Genomic DNA, 18,387 nt, shown 5'->3' on the forward strand with positions numbered 1-18,387 from the left:
TCCCGTCCGCTACGCGGATCAGTCCTCACCCCCCTCAAGGGGGGAGATTGGCAGCTTCGGCGCTGACGCCGATCTTGCGACGTTGAAAATTGGAGAAAGCGGAGATGGCGGCCAATCTTCCCACTTGAGGGGGAGATGCCCGGCAGGGCAGAGGGGGGGGGCCCGGAATGCAAGCCTAGGGTTCCTTTTCGCTCTTCTAAGCCTCCTCTTCCTCCCCTTCACCGCCCTCGCCGCCGATCTCCCCGCGCTCACCGGCCGTGTCGTCGACAATGCCGGCATCATCGATGCCGCGACCAAGGCGGCGCTGACACGGAAGCTTGCCGATTTCGAGACAAAAGGCTCCGACCAGATCGTCGTGGCGACGATCCCGAGCCTTGAGGGCGAGGAGATCGAGCCTTACGCCAACCGCCTGTTCCGCTTCTGGAAACTTGGGCAGGCGAAGGAAAACAACGGCGTGCTGCTGCTGGTTGCGCCGAACGACCGCAAGATGCGCATCGAGGTCGGTTATGGGCTGGAAGGTACGCTGACCGACCTGCACACCAAGCTGATCATTGAAAACGACATGGTGCCGGCGTTCCGCGCCGGCGATTTCTCCGGCGGCATCAGCAAAGCCGTCGACGACATGGTCATGGTGCTGGAAGGCAATCCGGAGGAGCTGGAGGCGCGCGGCGAGCGCAACCAGCAGGCGCCCTTCGAGTCCGACGACCTGTTCTTCACCGTGTTCATCGGCATATGGATAACCATTATGGTCGGCAGTCTTGCTGTCTCCATCTTGCCGCCGATCTTCGGCCAGAAGCTTGGTCCCGGCCGTTACCGCTGGCTCGGCATGACCTTCGAGCCAAGCCGGCGATCCTCCCGTAGTGGCTGGTCGTCGGGAAGTTCCAGCGGCGGCTGGTCTTCGGGGTCAAGCAGCGGTGGAGGCTTTTCCGGCGGCGGCGGTTCGTCCGGCGGCGGCGGCTCGTCGGGAAGCTGGTGATGGCATGACGATACCCAGCATCAGCCTGTCGAAACGCGACCGCCTCGCCTCGGCTGTCCTGATTGCCGCGGTCGTGCTGTTCTCCTGCGTCATGGCCTACGCGGCCGACCTGCCGGCGCTGACCGGCCGTGTCGTCGACAATGCCGGCATCATCGATGCCGCGACCAAGGCGGCGCTGACGCGGAAGCTCGCCGACTTCGAGACAAAAGGTTCCGACCAGATCGTCGTCGCGACGATCCCCAGCCTCGATGGCGAGGAGATCGAGCCCTACGCCAACCGCCTGTTCCGCTTCTGGAAACTTGGCCAGGCGGGCGAGAACAATGGCGTGCTCCTGCTGGTTGCCCCGAACGACCGCAAGATGCGCATCGAGGTCGGTTATGGGCTCGAAGGTACGCTGACCGACCTGCATACCAAGCTGATCATCGAAAATGACATGGTGCCGGCCTTCCGCGCCGGCGACTTCTCCGGCGGCATCAGTAAAGCCGTCGATGACATGGTCATGGTGCTGGAAGGTAATCCGGAGGAGCTGGAAGCGCGAGGCAAGCGCAATCCCGCCGATGACGGCACGTCCATCGATCCGATCGTTGCCGTGTTCCTGATCCTGTGGGCGACGATGTTTTTCGGCGGGTTGGCGATGGCGTTCCTGCCGCCGATGTTCGGCACGAAGCTGTCGCCGGGCGTGTACAGATGGCTGGGCATGACATTTCGTTACGGCCGTGGGCCGAGCGGCTACTCGGGCAGCAGTGGCTGGACAACGGGTTCGTCTTCGGGCGGCTGGTCGTCGGGGAGCTCCGGTGGTGGCTGGTCTTCGGGATCGAGCGGCGGTGGCGGGTTTTCCGGTGGCGGCGGCTCATCGGGTGGTGGCGGTTCTTCAGGAAGCTGGTGAGACATATCATGGCAACACGACCAATCAGCCCGCAGGATCATGAGCGCATCGCAACCGCGATCCGCGCCGCCGAGGAGAAAACCGACGGCGAGATCTACTGCGTCGTGGCGCATGCCAGCGACGGCTATTTCTTCCCGGCCGCCTTCATGGCGACCGTGTGCATGCTGATCGTCAGCCTGGCGGTCGGCTACGGTCTGGAGGCCTGGTGGCTGTCGATCCGGCTGCCGCATTTCGTCCTCGCCCAGCTCCTGGCGCTTGCCTGCGTGCTGGCCTTGTTGTGGGCGCTGCCCGGCCTGCGCATCCATCTGGTGCCGAGGCGGCTGCGCTACCAGGCGGCGCACGCCAACGCGATCAAGCAGTTCCTTGCCCGCAACGTCCACCGCACCACGGCGCGCACCGGCGTGCTGGTCTTCGTCTCGATCGCTGAACGCTATGCCGAAGTGGTTGCCGATTCGGGCATCGACGCCAAGGTCGGCCAGCATGTCTGGGACGGTGTCGTGCGCGACCTTACCGCGCATGCCGGCGACGACCGGCTTGCCGACGGCTTCGTCAAGGCGATCGAGCAGGTGGGTGCGGTGTTGGCCGAGCATTTCCCGGTCACAGTGGGCGACAGCAACGAACTTGACGACCATCTCGTCGAAATCTGAAAGCCCGCCCGCAAACGCTACTCAGCCGGACGCCTGACGTGGTTTTCTGCGCTTCCGGCCTTCGCCGGCCGAAGCACTCACACATGAGCGGCCTTGGCAGGCCGGCTTCGGCCGGCGTTCACGTACAAAAGTGCGCTCCGCTCCGGTTCTCGAAAGCCACGCCATCCGCCTCGGCTGAGCGCGTTTTCAAGCAGGCTTTGCCCGATGTCATCAGTGTCATGATCGCCTGTGAGAAAGCAGCCGGCGGGCCGCCGGGACTCTTGCAATCGGGCGATGCGGGTTTATGGTTAACAAATCATGAATACGCTGACGATCGACATCCGGAAAGCCGACCCGCGCGATGCCAGTGCCATCGCCGAGGTGCATCTGGAGGCCTGGCGCGGCGCCTATTCCGGCATCATTCCGCACCGCACCCTGACATCGATGATCAACCGTCGAGGTGCCGACTGGTGGGCAAATGCGATTCGCCGCGCCGCCACTGTTCTGGTGGTCGAGATCGGCGGAAAGATCGCCGGCTATGCGACGATCGGCAAGAACCGCGCCCGTGAACTCAGGCAGCAGGGCGAAATCTACGAATTGTACCTGCGGCCGGAATATCAGGGCATCGGGCTCGGCAGCCGCCTGTTTTCGGCAGCCAAGGCGCGGTTGGCCGATCACGGGCTGAAAGGCATGGTCGTGTGGGCGCTGGAAGACAACCAGAACGCACTCGCCTTCTATGCCGGCGCCGGCGGCCGCGATGTAGCCGAGGGCGTCGAGATCTTCGAGCAGAAGGCGCTCAAGAAGGTCGCTTTCGTCTGGGAATGACAGCCCGGCCCTTCGGCCATTGCGTCTCCCGATTTCAGCCAGCACCATTCGCCGCATTGCACCATGACGCGCCGCCCGCTATCGATCGTCCATCGAGAGAGGGATTTAAGCCATGCGCATTGAAGCCATAGCCAGCGGAAAGAACCCGCCTGAGGACGTCAACGTCATCATCGAGGTGCCGATCGGCGGCGAGCCGATCAAGTATGAGATGGACAAGGAAGCCGGCACGCTGTTCGTCGACCGCTTCCTGCACACCTCGATGCGCTACCCCGGCAATTACGGCTTCGTGCCGCACACGCTGTCGGGCGACGGCGATCCGATCGACGTGCTGGTCTGCAACACGCGCGCCCTGGTGCCGGGCTGCGTCATCAACGTCAGGCCGATCGGCGTGCTGATCATGGAAGACAATGCCGGCCAGGACGAGAAGATCATTGCCGTGCCGTCGCCGAAACTGACGCTGCGCTACGAGAACGTCACCGAATACACCCAGCTGCCCGACATCACGCGCCAGCAGGTGCAGCACTTCTTCGAGCACTACAAGGATCTCGAGCCCGGCAAATGGGTCAAGATCGAAGGCTGGCACGATTCCAAATATGCCAAGAAGATGATCGTCGACGCGATCGAGCGGGCCAAGGCGAGCAAGTAGCCCAACTTCGTCATACCAGGGCGGAGCAGCCGCAAAGCGGCGTCGCGGAGACCCTGGTATCCATGCCGTGACGCCAGGCGACGTGTGCGGCGGAACGGAATTCTGCACCGCCGCGGCGGTGTTGATGTCGCGGCATGGATCCTCGGGTCTGCGCTGCGTCGCTACGCTCCTTGCTCCGCCCGTGGATGACGAAGCTACGGGTGCGATGCCCAATCTCCGCCGTGCTCAGTTATCCACTCGGCCGAAAGCCGGCACATTGCCGATGACGGTGCGCCTGTCCTTGCCGCAGGCGAAGGTGCGTGCCTTGTCGTCGGCAAGCTTGCGCGCCTGATCGTTGGCGGTGGGATTGCCGGTGGCCAGCACCAGGCCGACGGTGCAGCCGTCGCGGGCGCCCATCTGGCCGACCTTGGCGACGAGCAGCACCTCGGTCGGCTTTTTCTCGTCCTCGGGATTGCTGATCGAGCGGCGATGGATGGCTGCATAGGGCACAGCCTTGTCGCCGGTGGTTTCGATGCGCCATTCGATCTTGGCTCCGGACGAATTGAAACCGGAAAAGCTCTCCCAGACCGTCGTCATGTCGCCGCCGGGGGGAAAGCCGTAGAACAGCGATTCACGGGCATCGTCATAGGCTATCAGTACGGGATAGCCGCGATAGCCCGAACAGGCGAGTTCGGCCCAGTCGCCGTCGCCTTCCTCGGCCTGCGCGTAGGTCACGCAATCCTTTTTCGAATCCAGATCGGTGTAGGCGCTGGAAATGCCGTCGGCTTGCGCAGCCTGACCCAGACCGACCAGAACAAGCGGGATCAGAATGGCACGCATGGCGGTCAATCTCCGTTGCAAGCTGCCGCAGCGTAGCGCCAAACGTTATTTCTTCAAGCTCGCTTCAATCAGCAGGTCCGCGTTGCGGGCGACCGCTTGCGCCGGGCCGCCGAGCCCGAACAGCTGGCCACTGATATAGGCGCCTTCGATCAGCAGCAGCAGGCCGTCGCCGAGCGTGTCAGGGTCTTGCGCGCCCATCGCAACCGCCATGGCGCGCAGGCGGCGGCGCAATTCCTGCTTGTTGGCCTCGCTGACCACACGGGCCGGATGGCTGTGGTCGGGATATTCGACCGCCGCGTTGGTCATGCCGCAGCCGCGATAGTCCGCCACTTGCGTGCGCTTGCCGATGCGGGTCAGGAAAGCCTTGATCTGTGCGCGCGGGTCGCCGGGATGAGCCGCAACCGCGTCGTCGAAACGCTCCCAATATTCAAGATCGTACTGCCTGAGATAGGAGGCGGCCAGTTCATCCTTGGACGGAAAGCTGCGATAGAGGCTGGGCTTGGTGACACCGGCGCGTTTGACGATCTCGTCGACGCCGATCGCTCTGATGCCGCGCCGGTAGAACAGGTCATAGGCCACATCGAGGATCTTTTTGGCGGCTTTCGGCGGCGCCGATGCATGATCGTCGCTGATGGTCAGATCAATATTTTTGTCCGTTGGCATCGTGTGGCTCGATTGACAATGTTACCGATCGGTACGTATACATGCTCCCAACCTGCAACGTACCGGTCAGTAACATGATAGCTCAATCCCGCCCATTTGGCCAGCGCTACGCTTTCGTCGTGGTTGGCGTCATCTTCCTTAGCCTGCTGGTCGCGGCCGGCCTGCGGTCCGCGCCCGCCGTCATGATGCTGCCGCTGGAGAACAGTTTCGGCTGGCGGCGCGACATCATCTCGCTGGCCGCCGGTGTCGGCATCCTGCTTTACGGCCTGACAGGGCCATTTGCCGCAGCCCTGATGGAGCGCATCGGGCTTCGCCGCACGCTGCTGGCCTCGCTGGTGGTGATGTCGGGCTCGACCGCGCTCAGCCTGCTGATGACCAAGCCGTGGCATCTGTTCATCACCTGGGGCGTGTTCTCGGGCATTGGTTCCGGTGCTGTCGCCAGCGTGCTCGGCGCGACCATCGTCAACCGGTGGTTCAAGACCAATCGCGGGCTTGTCATGGGATTGATGTCGGCCTCCAGCGCCTCGGGCATGCTGGTGTTCCTGCCGCTGATCGCCGCGCTGGCCCAGTCGGGCGGCTGGCAGCCGGTTGTCATTGCGGTCGCGATCGCGACCGCTGCCCTGATACCGCTGGTCTGGCTGCTGGTGCCGGAGCGGCCGGCATCGATCGGCATGGTGCGCTACGGCGCCGAGGCTGACGACGTGCCGCCCACTCCGCCTGCGTCACAGGGCAATTTTCTGGCGCATACGTTCTCGACGCTGCGCCGTGCCGCCGGCACGCGGGTGTTCTGGTATCTGTTCGCCACCTTCTTCGTCTGCGGCTTCACCACCAACGGGCTGGTCGGCACGCATCTTATCGCGTTCTGTGGCGACATGGGCATCGGCGAAGTGCAGGCCGCCGGCCTGCTGTCGATGATGGGCATTTTCGACCTGATCGGCACGACGTTGTCGGGCTGGCTCACCGATCGCTTCGATCCGCGCAAGCTGCTCGGCCTCTATTATGGCATTCGTGGCCTGTCGCTGATCTATCTGCCCTATTCTGGCTTCTCGGCGACCAGCCTGATCATCTTCGCTGTGCTCTACGGCCTCGACTGGATCGCCACCGTGCCGCCGACGCTGCGGCTCGCCAACGAGGCGTTCGGCGATCGCAGCGGGCCGATCGTGTTCGGCTGGATCGTCGCCGGGCACCAGATCGGTGCGGCCGCTGCCGCCGCCTTTGGCGGCACCATGCGCGAGCTGCAGGGCAATTACGAACTGGCGTTCCTGATCGCCGGCATGACGGCAATCGCCGCCGCCTGTATCTCGCTGCTGATCAACACCAGCAAGCCGGCGTTCGATCCGGAGCCGCAAGCGGCTTAGGCGCGACGCTAATCTCCCCCTCGAGGGGGAGATGGCCGCGAAGCGGCCAGAGGGGGTCGGTCCGACTGGGCTCGGCCTCTTGCGATAGAAGGAGGTTAGCGCTCCACGCGCGGCGACCCCCTCTGTCGCCTCTGGCGACATCTCCCCCTCGAGGGGGAGATTACCCTGTTCATTGTTATCAAAACTTCATCATCCCGAGATGCGCCTGAAACATTGACGCTGGATTTTGGTGGCACCGTTCAAGCCATCCAGGAGACAGCCGTGAACAAGCTTTCGATGACCCGCCGCGCTTTTGTCACTTCCGCCGGCGCCGTTGGCCTGGCCGGCGTTTCGGGTCTGGCGCTGCCCTACTACTCGCGCGCCAATCAGCGGCCTTCCTTCACCCATGGCGTCCAGTCGGGAGATGTCGACGCCACCAGCGGCGTGGTGTGGACGCGCACCGACCGACCGTCGCGCGTCATGTTCGAGGTGTCGTCGACGGAGAATTTCGCCAGTGCGACCCGCCTGGCGCCGCTCGATACGTCGCCGGCCAGCGATTACACGGTCAAGCGGCTGCTCACCGACCTCGCTTCCGATCAGGATATCTTCTACCGCATGACATCGGCCGATCTCGCCGACATCAACGCCGTTTCGGAGCCGATCACCGGCCGTTTCAGGACGGCGCCAGCCTCGAAGCGCGACATCCGCTTTGCCTGGTCGGGCGACACCGCCGGCCAGGGCTGGGGCATCGACGAGACCGGCATGAAGACCTACGCCACGATCGGCAAGCACACGCCTGACTTCTTCCTGCATTCGGGCGATACCATCTATGCCGACGGCGCCATGAAGGACGAGGTCGACCTGCCCGGCGGCGGCAAGTGGAAGAACGTCGTGCTGATCGACGGCAAGCGCAAGGTCGCCGAGACGCTGGACGAGTACCGGGACCAGTGGAAATACAACATGATGGACAGGAACGTGCTCGGCCTGAGCGCCATCTGCCCGACCTTCTACCAGTGGGACGACCATGAAGTGCTGAACAACTGGTCGGATTCGAAGGACCTCAGCGCCGACAACCGCTACACGGAAAAATCCATCCACGTGCTGGCGGCCCGCGCGGCGCGGGCTTTCCACGAGATGACGACGATCCGCTACGAACCGTCCGAGCCCGGCCGCGTCTATCGCAAGATCGCTTATGGGCCGCTGCTCGACGTGTTCTTCCTCGACATGCGCTCCTATCGCGGCCCCAATGGTCCCGACATGCAGGATGAGATGACGCCGCAGTCGCGCATGCTCGGCGAGCAGCAGACGAAATGGCTGAAGCGCGAACTGGCGAATTCGAAGGCGACCTGGAAAATCATCGCCGCCGACATGCCGCTCGGCCTCGTCGTCTGGGACGACGGCACCAAGAAGGTTGGCGCCGAAGCGGTCAGCAATGGCGACAATGGCTTGCCAAAAGGGCGCGAGCTCGAGATCGCCGACCTGCTGCGCTTCATAAAGAATGCCGGCATCAGCAACACCGTCTGGCTGACCGCAGATGTGCATTACACGGCCGCGCATTATTACAACCCGGACAAGGCGCAGTTCCAGGAGTTCAATCCGTTCTGGGAATTCGTCTCGGGTCCGATCCATGCCGGCACGTTCGGTCCCAACGATTTCGACATGACGTTCGGTCCGGAGCTGAAATTCATCAAGGCGCCGACCGCCGAACAGGGACAGAACCTGCCGCCCTCGGCCGGGCTGCAATTCTTCGGGCTCGTCGATATTTCAGGCGCCAGCGAGCAGATGACGGTGCGGCTGATGGATCGCGACGACAACGAACTCTACAAGGTGACGCTCGACCCGGTGCGGTCGGCGTAAGCGAGCTTCTCAACCCTCCCCCTTGTGGGGAAGGTCGGCGGCGGCTTCGCAAAGCGAAGCTGGCGAGACGGGGCGGGGGGTGAAGCGCTGACTAGTCCGGGTAGCAGACCATGGGGATATTCGGCCAGACGGCGCTGTCGCAGTTGGCGGCGTCCTGGCGCTGCTTGAAGGAGGCGCTGACCGGGCCGGTCACCATCGGGTCGACGCCGTCTGGTGCGTCGGCGAAAATCTGCTCGGCCGACTGTGCCTCTGACGGCAAGGCAGGCCGTGATTCCTTCATCGTCGCGGCTGACTGTGCGGCGTTGGCCGCCAGCAGGACGGCGAAGGCTACAGACGCGATGAGCGGCCAGAATCGGTTGAGTTTATCGGTCATGACGTTTGAACTGCCCGGGCCCCAAAGGGTTCCCGCCTTGGTTAACAAAATCATCTCACACGCAGATGCTTAAGATTTGATGAGTATTTGGTGACGCTCCTCCTCTTTCGCAACTGCGAAAAACCCTGTATGAGCCGCGCAACCGAAAGAGGCAGCGCCTTTTGGCCTGCTGCCTGCAACGCTTCCGAGACCAGAACATGAAAATCCGTAATATCGCGATCATCGCGCACGTCGACCATGGAAAGACCACCCTGGTCGACCAGCTTTTGAAGCAGTCCGGCTCCTTCCGAGACAATCAGCGCGTCGCCGAGCGCGCCATGGATTCCAACGACCTCGAAAAGGAACGCGGCATCACCATCCTGGCCAAGGCGACTTCGGTCGACTGGAAGGATACCCGCATCAACATCGTCGACACCCCCGGCCACGCCGATTTCGGTGGCGAGGTCGAACGCATCCTGTCGATGGTGGACTCAGCCATCGTGCTGGTCGACGCAGCCGAAGGGCCGATGCCGCAAACCAAGTTCGTCGTCGGCAAGGCGCTCAAGGTCGGCCTGAAGCCGATCGTCGTCATCAACAAGATCGACCGTCCGGACGCCCGTCACGTCGAGGTGGTCAACGAGGTGTTCGACCTTTTCGCGGCGCTCGACGCCACCGACGAGCAGCTCGACTTCCCGATTCTGTACGGTTCAGGCCGCGATGGCTGGGTTTCGGAAAATCCGGAAGGACCCAAGGACCAGCAGCTGGGACCGCTGTTCGACCTCGTCATCAAGCATGTGCCGGAGCCGACCGTTCATCCCGGCCCGTTCCGCATGATCGGCACCATCCTGGAAGCCAATCCGTTCCTCGGCCGCATCATCACCGGCCGTATCGAGAGCGGCACGCTGAAGGCCAACCAGCCGGTCAAGGTGCTGCACCATGACGGCACCCAGATCGAAACCGGCCGTATTTCGAAGATCCTGGCCTTCCGCGGCCTTGAGCGCCAGCCGATCGAAGAAGCGCAGGCGGGCGACATCGTCGCCATTGCCGGCCTGTCGAAGGGCACCGTCGCCGACACGTTCTGCGACCCGAGCGTGAGCGAACCGCTGCATGCGCAGCCGATCGATCCGCCGACCGTGACCATGTCGTTCCTGGTCAACGACAGTCCGCTGGCCGGCACCGAAGGCGACAAGGTGACCAGCCGCGTCATCCGCGACCGCCTGCTGCGCGAAGCCGAAGGCAATGTCGCGCTGAAGATCGAGGAATCGCCCGACAAGGATTCGTTCTTCGTCTCCGGCCGCGGCGAATTGCAGCTGGCCGTGCTGATCGAGACGATGCGCCGCGAAGGCTTTGAAATCGCCGTGTCGCGTCCGCGCGTCGTCATGCAGAAGGGCGAGAACGGCGAATTGCTGGAGCCGGTCGAAGAAGTCGTCATCGACGTCGACGAGGAGCATGCCGGCGTCGTCGTGCAGAAGATGTCCGAGCGCAAGGCCGAGATGGTCGAACTGCGCCCGTCCGGCGGCAATCGCCAGCGCATCGTCTTCCACGCGCCGACCCGTGGCCTGATCGGCTACCAGTCGGAGCTTTTGACCGACACGCGCGGCACCGCCGTGATGAACCGGCTCTTCCACGCCTATGAGCCCTACAAGGGTGAGCTGCCGGGCCGCACCAATGGCGTGCTGATTTCCAACGAACAGGGCGAATCGGTCGCCTACGCCATGTGGAACCTGGAAGATCGCGGCCCGATGGTCATCGATCCGGGCGTCAAGGTGTATCAGGGCATGATCATCGGCATCCATAGCCGCGACAATGATCTTGAAGTGAACGTGCTCAAGGGCAAGAAGCTGACCAACATCCGTGCCGCCGGCAAGGACGAGGCGGTCAAGCTGACGCCGCCGATCCGCATGACGCTGGAACGCGCCCTGGCCTGGATCCAGGACGATGAACTGGTCGAAGTGACGCCGAAGACCATTCGGCTGCGCAAGCTCTATCTCGATCCGAACGAGCGCAAGCGGTTCGAGAAGTCGTCCAAGGTGGTCGGCGCGGCGTAAGCTCCCTATTTTCCGACAATCGAGAGGGGCGGAGCAACCAGTGTTCCGCCCCTTTTTCGTTCATCCACCGGCAGCCGAGATGATGGCCTGTCGATCGGCCTCGCCGGCCAGATCGATGCGGATCGCGATTCCCGCGCGGGTAGGCTTGCGCAGGGCCTTTGCGCCATCCGGGTCAACGATGAGCAGCCGCCTCTTTTCCAGCGCCTGAAGCCGTGATCGCGAGATGCCGAGTTCGCCGGCGAGCAGCCGGTCGAGTCGCAGCGATGTCGGCATTTCCAGTCCAAGCTGGATCTCCAACACGGTCGCGGCTTCCCCGGTGTCGCCGAGCCTGCGCTTGTGAATGCTGACATCGGAGAACTCCTCGACGCGCCCGATCCGGTTGCGCAACGCGATTACATCGAAGGCATGACGGTGAGCGAGTGCAGGATCGTTGCGTTCGAGCGCCGCCAGCAGCGTCGGGTCGATGTCGCGGCGGTTGCAGCGCTCGAAAATGCCGAAATTCCAGGAGTTGTCGCAGTCGATGCAGCGATAGATCAGCCACACGTCGATGCGTTTGCCATTGGCGTTGACGCGGAATTTCCCGCTGCTGCAATAGGCCTTCACAGTGCCGCAACGATTGCAGCTGATGAGCGGCCGAGGTGGGGTTTGGGGTGCGATCGTCCAATGGATACGCTGAAGTCCAGACATGCCGATAAGCCCTTCCCGTCGGGAAGTTCATCAGGCCGGCGATGTCGAGATGCCCATGCGGGCGCGGCGTGTTGGTCGCTTGCTATGATCGGAAATCGGATGTCACGGGCGGCAGCGCGCAACAACGGTTCAGCAGTGCCAAACCGGTCTCGAACCGCCGCCCAGAAGAACACATGAAAATGAAAACAGACCACCGCGAATGCGATGTCATGCTGTGTGTCGGGGGAGTTGACGAGACCGGCGGTTACGTAGGCAAAGTGACGCTCAAAATTGTTTCGCGGCGGCCTTTCTAGCCGCGAGATGCTGGACCGACAAGGGTCTTTTGTCGGTGCTACCGCAGCCGAGCCACTTGCGCTAATATCCGAAATCGAAGGTTTTCAACCAGAGACCCCGGTTATGCACCCCACCTCGCTCCTGATCTTCGCCGCCGCTTTGTTCGTTGCCGCCGGTTCGCCCGGCCCCTCGATCGCGGCGCTCGTTGCGCGCGTTATCTCGAAAGGGTTTCGCGACGTGTTCCCGTTCCTGCTCGCCATGTGGATCGGCGAGGGCATCTGGCTGTCGCTGGCGGTGTTCGGCCTGGCTGTCGTGGCGCAGACCTTCCATTTCGCCTTCGTCGTGGTGAAATGGGTCGGCGTCGCCTATCTCGCTTACCTCGCCTGGAAAATGTGGACCGCGCCTGTCGATGCAGAAGAGGGCGAGATGCCGCGCGAGGATTCTCCGGCAAAGCTGTTCTTCGCCGGCATGGCGGTGACGCTTGGCAATCCCAAGATCATGATGTTCTACCTGGCGCTGCTGCCGACCATCATCGACCTCGCTTCGGTCAGCATCGTCGGCTGGGTCGAGCTGACGGCGACCATGGCCGTGGTGCTGGTCGCCATCGATCTCGCCTGGGTGCTCGCCGCATCACAGGCGCGCAAGCTTTTGAAGAGCAAGCGCGCCATGAAGATCGCCAACCGCGTCAGCGCGACGACCATGGCCGGCGCGGCGGCGGCGATCGCTGCTCGCTGATCTTCCCCTCGCCCCGTTTACGGGGAGAGGGTGGCCCGAAGGGTCGGGTGAGGGGCAGCGCAAAGTTGGCCCTCCATTCACGGATGTTGGTGCCGCCCCTCGCCTGCCTGCCGGCATCTTCTCCCCGTAAAAAGGGGAGAAGAAAGCAAATTCACCGTGCCATGGCGTGGTATTCGTCGTTCGGGCGCATGTCGATTGCCGCGGCCACGCGGTTCGACATGTTGAAGAAGGCAGCGGTCGAGGCGATGTCCCAGATGTCGCGATCGGTGAAGCCGGCCTGACGCAGCGCGGCCCGGTCTGCCTCGACGATCTTGGCCGGCTCTTGCGTCAGCTTGACGGCGAATTCGAGCATTGCCACCTGCCTGGGCGAAAGATCGGCGGCGCGAAAATTCATCACCATCATTTCGCCGAGCGGCGGGTCGCCGGAGAGCTGGCGCACCGCCGCGCCGTGCGCGGTCAGGCAATAGTAGCAATGATTGATCGAGGAGACGGCGACCGCGATCATCTCGCGTTCCAGCTTCGACAGGCCGGACTCACCCAGCATCAAATCGTTGTACATGTCGGTGAAGGCGCGCAGCTTTCTGTCGTCGAAGGCATAGGCCCTGAGCACGTTCGGGACGAGGCCGAGCTTCTCCTCGCATTTGGCGAAATAGGTTTTTGTCGCCTCGCTCAGCTCTCCCTGGCCAAGATCAAGCGCGCTGATTTTGCCGGTCATGGGTCATTTCTCCTCGTTGCGCGGCATCTTGTCGCCAAATTCCAATAATTCTTGGCAAGCCGTCAAACCTTTGTCGCCAAACAGCGGTCATCTGCTACCATAATCGTAAAAGCATTCGACGGGAGGGACGTGCGTCATGGCCAGCGTGAAATCCGCGAGCAAGCCGAAGAAAAAAGCCACGGCAGCGATTAAAGCGGAGGAAAGGCCGGCCAGGCTTGCAGACTATCTGCTCGCCCGCGCGCCAGCTGAAGACATTGCTCCCTACGATGTGGCCGACCTGGAGCGGGCTGCCGATCTCGCCGGCCAGGCAGTCGCCACTCACAGGAAAGGCGAGTGCGTCGTCGCCGTCGATGCCGATTCGGGCGTTGTGCGAGACGGCCGCCCGATGACGGTTGTCACAGTCGTCAACGACAACATGCCGTTCCTGTTCGATTCCATCCTCGGCGAGATCACCGAGACATCGGGCGAACCGACCCTGGTCACCCATCCGGTTATCGTGGTGCGCCACGGCAAGGGCGGCGTGGAAGAAATCCTCGGCGACGGCAATTTCGCCAAGGACGATGGCAGCCACGACCGGCTTAGCGTCATCCATGTCCACATCCCGCGGCTGACATCCGAGCAGGCGAGCGGATTGAGCGAGCGGCTGCGCAAGATCCTTGGCCAGGTTCATGCCGCCGTTCACGACTGGAGGCCGATGCTGGCCCGCCTCGATCAGGCGATCTCGGAATTCCGCTATACGGCCGTGCCGCTCGACAAGAAGAGCGTTGCCGAGGCCCTCGCCTTCCTGGAGTGGCTGCGCGACGACAATTTCACCTTCCTTGGCATGCGCGAGTTCAAATACACCGGCGGCGAGGAAAGCGGTACGCTGGAGCGCGCTGAAAAGCCCGGCCTCGGCATCCTGTCCGACCCCGACGTGCTGGTGCTCAGGCGCGGCACCGAAGCGGTGACGACGACGCCGGAGATCCGCGCCTTCCTGCATGGGCCGGAGCCGCTGATCGTCACCAAGGCCAATGCCAAGTCTTCCGTGCACCGCCGCATCTATCTCGACTATATCGGCGTCAAGACCTACACCGCCAAGGGCACGCTCGCGGGCGAATTGCGCATCGTCGGTCTGTTCACCTCGACCGCCTACACGCGCTCGGTGATGAAGATCCCGTATCTCAGGTCCAAGGCCGAAACCATCATCGCCAAGTCCGGCTTCGACCGGCACGATCACTCCGGCAAGGCGCTGATCAACGTGCTGGAAAGCTATCCGCGCGACGAATTGTTCCAGGTGCCGGTGCCGGTCCTGAGGAAGCACGCCGCTGCCATTCTGGGCCTGGTCGAGCGGCCACGCGTGCGGGCGCTGGTGCGCGCCGACCAGTTCGACCGTTTCGTCTCGATCCTCGTCTTCGTGCCGCGCGACCGTTACGACAGCGTCGTGCGCGAGAAGATCGGCTCGTATCTGAAGACCGTATTCGAAGGCCGGCTGTCGGCCTACTACCCGGCCTTTCCCGAGGGCGGGCTGGCGCGCGTGCACTTCATCATCGGCCGCTCCGGCGGCAAGACGCCGAAGGTCGAGCAAGCGACGATAGAGGCGGCGATCCGCGACATCGTGCGTACCTGGGAGGACGCCCTTTCCGATGCGGCCGAGGCCAGTGGCGGCGACCAGGCTTTGAAGGCGATTGCCGCGCGGCTGCCGGAAAGCTACCGCGATTCGTTCAGCGCGGCGGTGGCGCTGGCCGATGCCAGGCGCATTGCCAAGATCAGCGCCGGCAATCCGATCGCCATCGATTATTATCGTCATGCCGAGCAGAAACCGCATCAGGCGGCGCTGAAAATCTATCACCATGGCAGCCCGGTGGCGCTGTCGCGGCGGGTGCCGGTGCTGGAAAACATTGGCTTCCGCGTCATCAGCGAGCGCACCTTCGAGGTCGGCGACGAACAATCCGGCCTGGTCTTCATCCATGACATGGAGTTGGAGAACAGCTACGGCAAGCCGATCGACCTGACTGATGGCGGCGCGCTGTTCGAGGACGCCTTCCTCTCTGTCTGGCGAGGCGATGTCGACAATGACGGCTATAACGGCCTTGCCCAGACCGCCGGCTTGTGGTCAGGCGAGATCACGATCCTGCGCGCCTATGGCCGCTATCTGCAGCAGGTCGGCATCCCGCAAAGCCAGGATTTCATCGCCGCCGCGCTCAATCGCTATCCCGACATAGCGCGGGGCCTGCATGCGCTGTTCATCGCCCGGCTTGGCCCGACAGCCGAGACCGAAGGCGTGGTGGCCGCAAAGCACCTCAAGGCCAAGATCAAGGACGCGCTGGAGGATGTGCCGAACATCGATGACGACACCATCATCCGGCGCTATCTCAATCTGATCGAAGCCTCGCTGCGCACCAATCATTTCGTTGCCGATACGAAAGAGAAAGGCCAGTCGCTGGCGATCAAACTCGATTCGCACGCGGTCGAGGGCTTGCCGGCGCCGCGGCCGTGGCGAGAGATCTTCGTCTACGGTTCCGAGGTCGAAGGCCTGCATCTGCGCTTCGGTCCGGTGGCGCGCGGCGGCCTGCGCTGGTCCGACCGCGCCCAGGACTACCGCACCGAGGTGCTCGGCCTGGTCAAGGCACAGCAGGTCAAGAATGCCGTCATCGTGCCGGTTGGCGCCAAGGGCGGCTTCTATCCGAAGAAGCTGCCGATGAGCGCCGGTCGCGACGCGATCTTCGAGGCCGGCACCTCGGCCTACAAGAATTTCGTCTCCAGCCTGCTGTCGATCACCGACAATATCGGTCTCGACGGTGTCATCCCCCCGGCCGGCGTCATCAGACGCGACCCGGACGATCCGTATTTCGTCGTTGCCGCCGACAAGGGCACGGCGACCTTCTCCGACACCGCCAACGCGATCTCGGAGAAGCACGGCTTCTGGCTCGACGACGCCTTCGCCAGCGGCGGCTCGGCCGGCTATGACCACAAAAAGATGGGCATCACCGCCAAGGGCGCCTGGGAAGCGGTCAAGCGGCATTTCCGCGAGATCAACCGCGATATCCAGACCTCGTCCTTCACGGTCGTCGGGGTTGGCGACATGTCGGGCGACGTGTTCGGCAACGGGATGCTTTTGTCGCCGAAAACCCGGCTGATCGCCGCCTTCGACCATCGCGACATCTTCATCGACCCCGATCCCGACATGGCAGCCTCGATGGCCGAGCGCGAGCGCATGTTCGCGCTGCCGCGTTCGAGCTGGCAGGACTACGACAAGACGAAACTGTCGGAAGGCGGCATCATCGTCTCGCGCAACCAGAAATCGATCACCTTGCCGGCGGCGGCGGCGGCGGCGATCGGCCTGGCCAAGACCACCGCCACGCCGGTCGAGATCATGACCGCCATCCTCAAGGCCCCTGTCGATCTCCTGTGGTTCGGCGGCATCGGCACCTATTTGCGGGCATCGACCGAAACCAACGCCGAAGTCGGCGATCGCGCCAACGATGCCATTCGCATCACCGCGCTCGATGTCCGGGCGAAAGTGATCGGCGAGGGCGCCAATCTCGGAGTCACGCAGCGGGCGCGCATCGAGTTCGGCCTGAATGGCGGCCGCTGCAATTCCGACGCCATCGACAATTCGGGCGGCGTCAACTGTTCCGACGTCGAGGTCAACATCAAGATCGCGCTGGCATCCGCCATGCGCAAGGGGTCGTTGACGCGCCCGGCACGCAACAAGCTGCTGGCCGAGATGACCGACGAGGTCGGCTCGCTGGTGCTGTCCAACAACTACCAGCAGACGCTGGCGCTTTCGATCGCACGCAAGCGCGGCCTCGCCGACATCGCGCATCAGAGCCGTTTCATGACGGCGCTGGAGGCGCGCGGCCTGCTCGACCGCACTGTGGAGACGCTGCCGTCGCCGGCAGCGCTCGCCGAGCGCGAAGCGCGCGGCGAACCGCTGACGAGAGCCGAACTTGGCGTGCTGCTCGCCTATGCCAAGATCGTGCTGTTTTCCGACATCGTCGCCAGCGACGTGCCTGATGACGCGCATTTCGACCGCGACCTGATGGGCTATTTTCCCGACCGGATGGCGAAGAAATACGCCACAGAGATCCATGGCCACAGGCTGCGCCGCGAGATCATCACGCGCGTCGTCGCCAACGACCTGGTCAATCGCGGCGGCCCGTCCTTCGTCAACCGGCTGCAGGAAGCCACGGGGCGCACCGCCGCCGACGTGGTGCGGACCTTCGCCTTGGTGCGCGACGGTTTTGCCTTGCCGGCGCTCTATCGCGAGATCGACGCGCTCGACAACCAGATCGACGGCCAGGTGCAGCTCGATCTCTATCAGATGGTCAGCCGGCTGATCTACGTGACCAGCGGCTGGTACCTCAAGAACGATGCCGGCACGGCACCCCTCGGCCAGCGCATCGCCGAGCTGCAGGAAGCACGCAAGGCGCTGGAACCGAAGCTCGTTGCGCTGCTGCCGGCTTTCTCGCGCGAGCGCATCGAGGAGAAGCGGCACGGGCTGTTCAAGAGCGGCGCGCCGGAAGGGCTGGCCGGGCAACTGGCGCTGAGCGAGGTGGCGGAACTCATCCCCGACATCGCGCTGACGGCGCGCACCGCCGGCGCCGATATCGTCGCCGCGGCCAAGGCGTTCTTCGCCGTCAGCGATGCCTTCCGCATCCCGCGTGTCGAGGACGCCGCACGCTCGATCACGCCTTCGGACTACTATGATCAGCTGGCACTGTCGCGTGCCACCGACACGATCGGCGCGGCACGGCGCGGCATCGCGGTGGCGGCACTCACCGGCCACGCCGGGACGGCGGACCCGGTGGCGGCCTGGCTGGACGCCGGCGGCGAGCGGGTGGCGCGCATCCGCGAGCGGCTGCAGGCGCTGACCGAGGGCGGCGACATCACCGTGTCGCGGCTGTCGGTGGCGTCGGGGTTGATGAGCGATCTGACGGGGATGTGAACCGCCGACGATCAC

General features: G+C 63.6%; 15 protein-coding genes. 10 read left to right on the top strand and 5 right to left on the bottom strand.

From position 1 onward, the window contains the following. Positions 1–124: 124 nt before the first annotated feature. The 5 genes from EJ079_RS08765 to ppa all read left to right on the top strand — a co-directional run bounded on the left by EJ079_RS08765 (position 125) and on the right by ppa (position 3,959). Positions 125–976: a YgcG family protein gene (locus tag EJ079_RS08765; protein WP_127808778.1), complete on the top strand. Its 852-nt coding sequence runs from the start codon at positions 125–127 to the stop codon at positions 974–976. Between the two features lie 4 nt (positions 977–980). Then, positions 981–1,862, top strand: a complete 882-nt coding sequence (locus EJ079_RS08770; protein WP_127808779.1) for a YgcG family protein — start codon at positions 981–983, stop codon at positions 1,860–1,862. Between the two features lie 8 nt (positions 1,863–1,870). Further along, the gene (locus EJ079_RS08775; RefSeq protein WP_127808780.1) at positions 1,871–2,509 is read left to right on the top strand and encodes a TPM domain-containing protein; all 639 of its coding nucleotides are present in this window, start codon (positions 1,871–1,873) and stop codon (positions 2,507–2,509) included. 297 nt (positions 2,510–2,806) lie between these two features. Next, positions 2,807–3,313: a GNAT family N-acetyltransferase gene (locus EJ079_RS08780; protein ID WP_013528996.1), complete on the top strand. Its 507-nt coding sequence runs from the start codon at positions 2,807–2,809 to the stop codon at positions 3,311–3,313. 112 nt (positions 3,314–3,425) lie between these two features. Continuing rightward, positions 3,426–3,959, top strand: coding sequence for an inorganic diphosphatase (gene ppa, locus EJ079_RS08785; protein ID WP_013528997.1), 534 nt, complete (start codon positions 3,426–3,428; stop codon positions 3,957–3,959). Between the two features lie 225 nt (positions 3,960–4,184). Here the strand turns inward: ppa and EJ079_RS08790 are convergent, their stop codons facing one another. Both EJ079_RS08790 and EJ079_RS08795 read right to left on the bottom strand, forming a co-directional pair. Then, entirely contained in the window at positions 4,185–4,778 is a 594-nt protein-coding gene (locus EJ079_RS08790; RefSeq protein ID WP_127808781.1) for a hypothetical protein, read from the bottom strand. Positions 4,779–4,823: 45 nt separating this feature from the next. After that, positions 4,824–5,441 (bottom strand): TetR/AcrR family transcriptional regulator, encoded by a 618-nt coding sequence (locus EJ079_RS08795; protein ID WP_127808782.1) that lies wholly within the window; start codon positions 5,439–5,441, stop codon positions 4,824–4,826. A gap of 74 nt (positions 5,442–5,515) precedes the next feature. On the opposite strand from EJ079_RS08795, the gene EJ079_RS08800 reads away from it, so the two are divergent. Both EJ079_RS08800 and EJ079_RS08805 read left to right on the top strand, forming a co-directional pair. Next, the gene (locus EJ079_RS08800) at positions 5,516–6,799 is read left to right on the top strand and encodes an MFS transporter (protein ID WP_164873750.1); all 1,284 of its coding nucleotides are present in this window, start codon (positions 5,516–5,518) and stop codon (positions 6,797–6,799) included. 261 nt (positions 6,800–7,060) lie between these two features. Continuing rightward, positions 7,061–8,635 carry an alkaline phosphatase gene (locus EJ079_RS08805; RefSeq protein ID WP_127808784.1) on the top strand — a complete coding sequence of 525 codons (1,575 nt, stop codon included), beginning with the start codon at positions 7,061–7,063 and terminating at the stop codon, positions 8,633–8,635. A 91-nt stretch (positions 8,636–8,726) separates the two neighbouring features. On the opposite strand, the gene EJ079_RS08810 is transcribed toward EJ079_RS08805, so the two are convergent. Beyond that, on the bottom strand, positions 8,727–9,008 hold the full coding sequence (locus EJ079_RS08810; RefSeq protein ID WP_245481835.1) for a hypothetical protein: 282 nt from the start codon (positions 9,006–9,008) through the stop codon (positions 8,727–8,729). A 197-nt stretch (positions 9,009–9,205) separates the two neighbouring features. Here EJ079_RS08810 and typA point away from each other — a divergent pair, with 197 nt between their 5' ends. Next, positions 9,206–11,035, top strand: coding sequence for a translational GTPase TypA (gene typA, locus EJ079_RS08815; RefSeq protein ID WP_023811726.1), 1,830 nt, complete (start codon positions 9,206–9,208; stop codon positions 11,033–11,035). 60 nt (positions 11,036–11,095) lie between these two features. Here typA and EJ079_RS08820 read toward each other — a convergent pair whose 3' ends face one another. Further along, positions 11,096–11,722, bottom strand: coding sequence for a DUF1062 domain-containing protein (locus EJ079_RS08820; RefSeq protein ID WP_127808785.1), 627 nt, complete (start codon positions 11,720–11,722; stop codon positions 11,096–11,098). Positions 11,723–12,118: 396 nt separating this feature from the next. On the opposite strand from EJ079_RS08820, the gene EJ079_RS08825 reads away from it, so the two are divergent. Next, on the top strand, positions 12,119–12,730 hold the full coding sequence (locus tag EJ079_RS08825; protein WP_127397761.1) for a LysE family translocator: 612 nt from the start codon (positions 12,119–12,121) through the stop codon (positions 12,728–12,730). Between the two features lie 151 nt (positions 12,731–12,881). On the opposite strand, the gene EJ079_RS08830 is transcribed toward EJ079_RS08825, so the two are convergent. Beyond that, positions 12,882–13,445 carry a peroxidase-related enzyme gene (locus tag EJ079_RS08830; RefSeq protein WP_127808786.1) on the bottom strand — a complete coding sequence of 188 codons (564 nt, stop codon included), beginning with the start codon at positions 13,443–13,445 and terminating at the stop codon, positions 12,882–12,884. A gap of 136 nt (positions 13,446–13,581) precedes the next feature. Here EJ079_RS08830 and EJ079_RS08835 point away from each other — a divergent pair, with 136 nt between their 5' ends. After that, complete coding sequence (locus tag EJ079_RS08835) at positions 13,582–18,372, top strand: NAD-glutamate dehydrogenase (RefSeq protein ID WP_127808787.1); 4,791 nt, start codon at positions 13,582–13,584, stop codon at positions 18,370–18,372. Positions 18,373–18,387 lie beyond the last annotated feature (15 nt).

The sequence above is a fragment of the Mesorhizobium sp. M7A.F.Ce.TU.012.03.2.1 genome (assembly GCF_004006095.1).
Taxonomy (GTDB): domain Bacteria; phylum Pseudomonadota; class Alphaproteobacteria; order Rhizobiales; family Rhizobiaceae; genus Mesorhizobium.

Excerpts from the sequence above, each read along its gene's own strand:
- EJ079_RS08775 (WP_127808780.1), top strand. The coding sequence starts at position 1,871 with ATGGCAACACGACCAATCAGCCCGCAGGATCATGAGCGCATCGCAACC.
- EJ079_RS08800 (WP_164873750.1), top strand. The coding sequence starts at position 5,516 with ATGATAGCTCAATCCCGCCCATTTGGCCAGCGCTACGCTTTCGTCGTG.
- typA (WP_023811726.1), top strand. The coding sequence starts at position 9,206 with ATGAAAATCCGTAATATCGCGATCATCGCGCACGTCGACCATGGAAAG.
- EJ079_RS08780 (WP_013528996.1), top strand. The coding sequence starts at position 2,807 with ATGAATACGCTGACGATCGACATCCGGAAAGCCGACCCGCGCGATGCC.
- EJ079_RS08790 (WP_127808781.1), bottom strand. The coding sequence starts at position 4,778 with ATGCGTGCCATTCTGATCCCGCTTGTTCTGGTCGGTCTGGGTCAGGCT.
- EJ079_RS08810 (WP_245481835.1), bottom strand. The coding sequence starts at position 9,008 with ATGACCGATAAACTCAACCGATTCTGGCCGCTCATCGCGTCTGTAGCC.
- ppa (WP_013528997.1), top strand. The coding sequence starts at position 3,426 with ATGCGCATTGAAGCCATAGCCAGCGGAAAGAACCCGCCTGAGGACGTC.
- EJ079_RS08835 (WP_127808787.1), top strand. The coding sequence starts at position 13,582 with ATGGCCAGCGTGAAATCCGCGAGCAAGCCGAAGAAAAAAGCCACGGCA.
- EJ079_RS08770 (WP_127808779.1), top strand. The coding sequence starts at position 981 with ATGACGATACCCAGCATCAGCCTGTCGAAACGCGACCGCCTCGCCTCG.
- EJ079_RS08830 (WP_127808786.1), bottom strand. The coding sequence starts at position 13,445 with ATGACCGGCAAAATCAGCGCGCTTGATCTTGGCCAGGGAGAGCTGAGC.
- EJ079_RS08825 (WP_127397761.1), top strand. The coding sequence starts at position 12,119 with ATGCACCCCACCTCGCTCCTGATCTTCGCCGCCGCTTTGTTCGTTGCC.
- EJ079_RS08795 (WP_127808782.1), bottom strand. The coding sequence starts at position 5,441 with ATGCCAACGGACAAAAATATTGATCTGACCATCAGCGACGATCATGCA.
- EJ079_RS08820 (WP_127808785.1), bottom strand. The coding sequence starts at position 11,722 with ATGTCTGGACTTCAGCGTATCCATTGGACGATCGCACCCCAAACCCCA.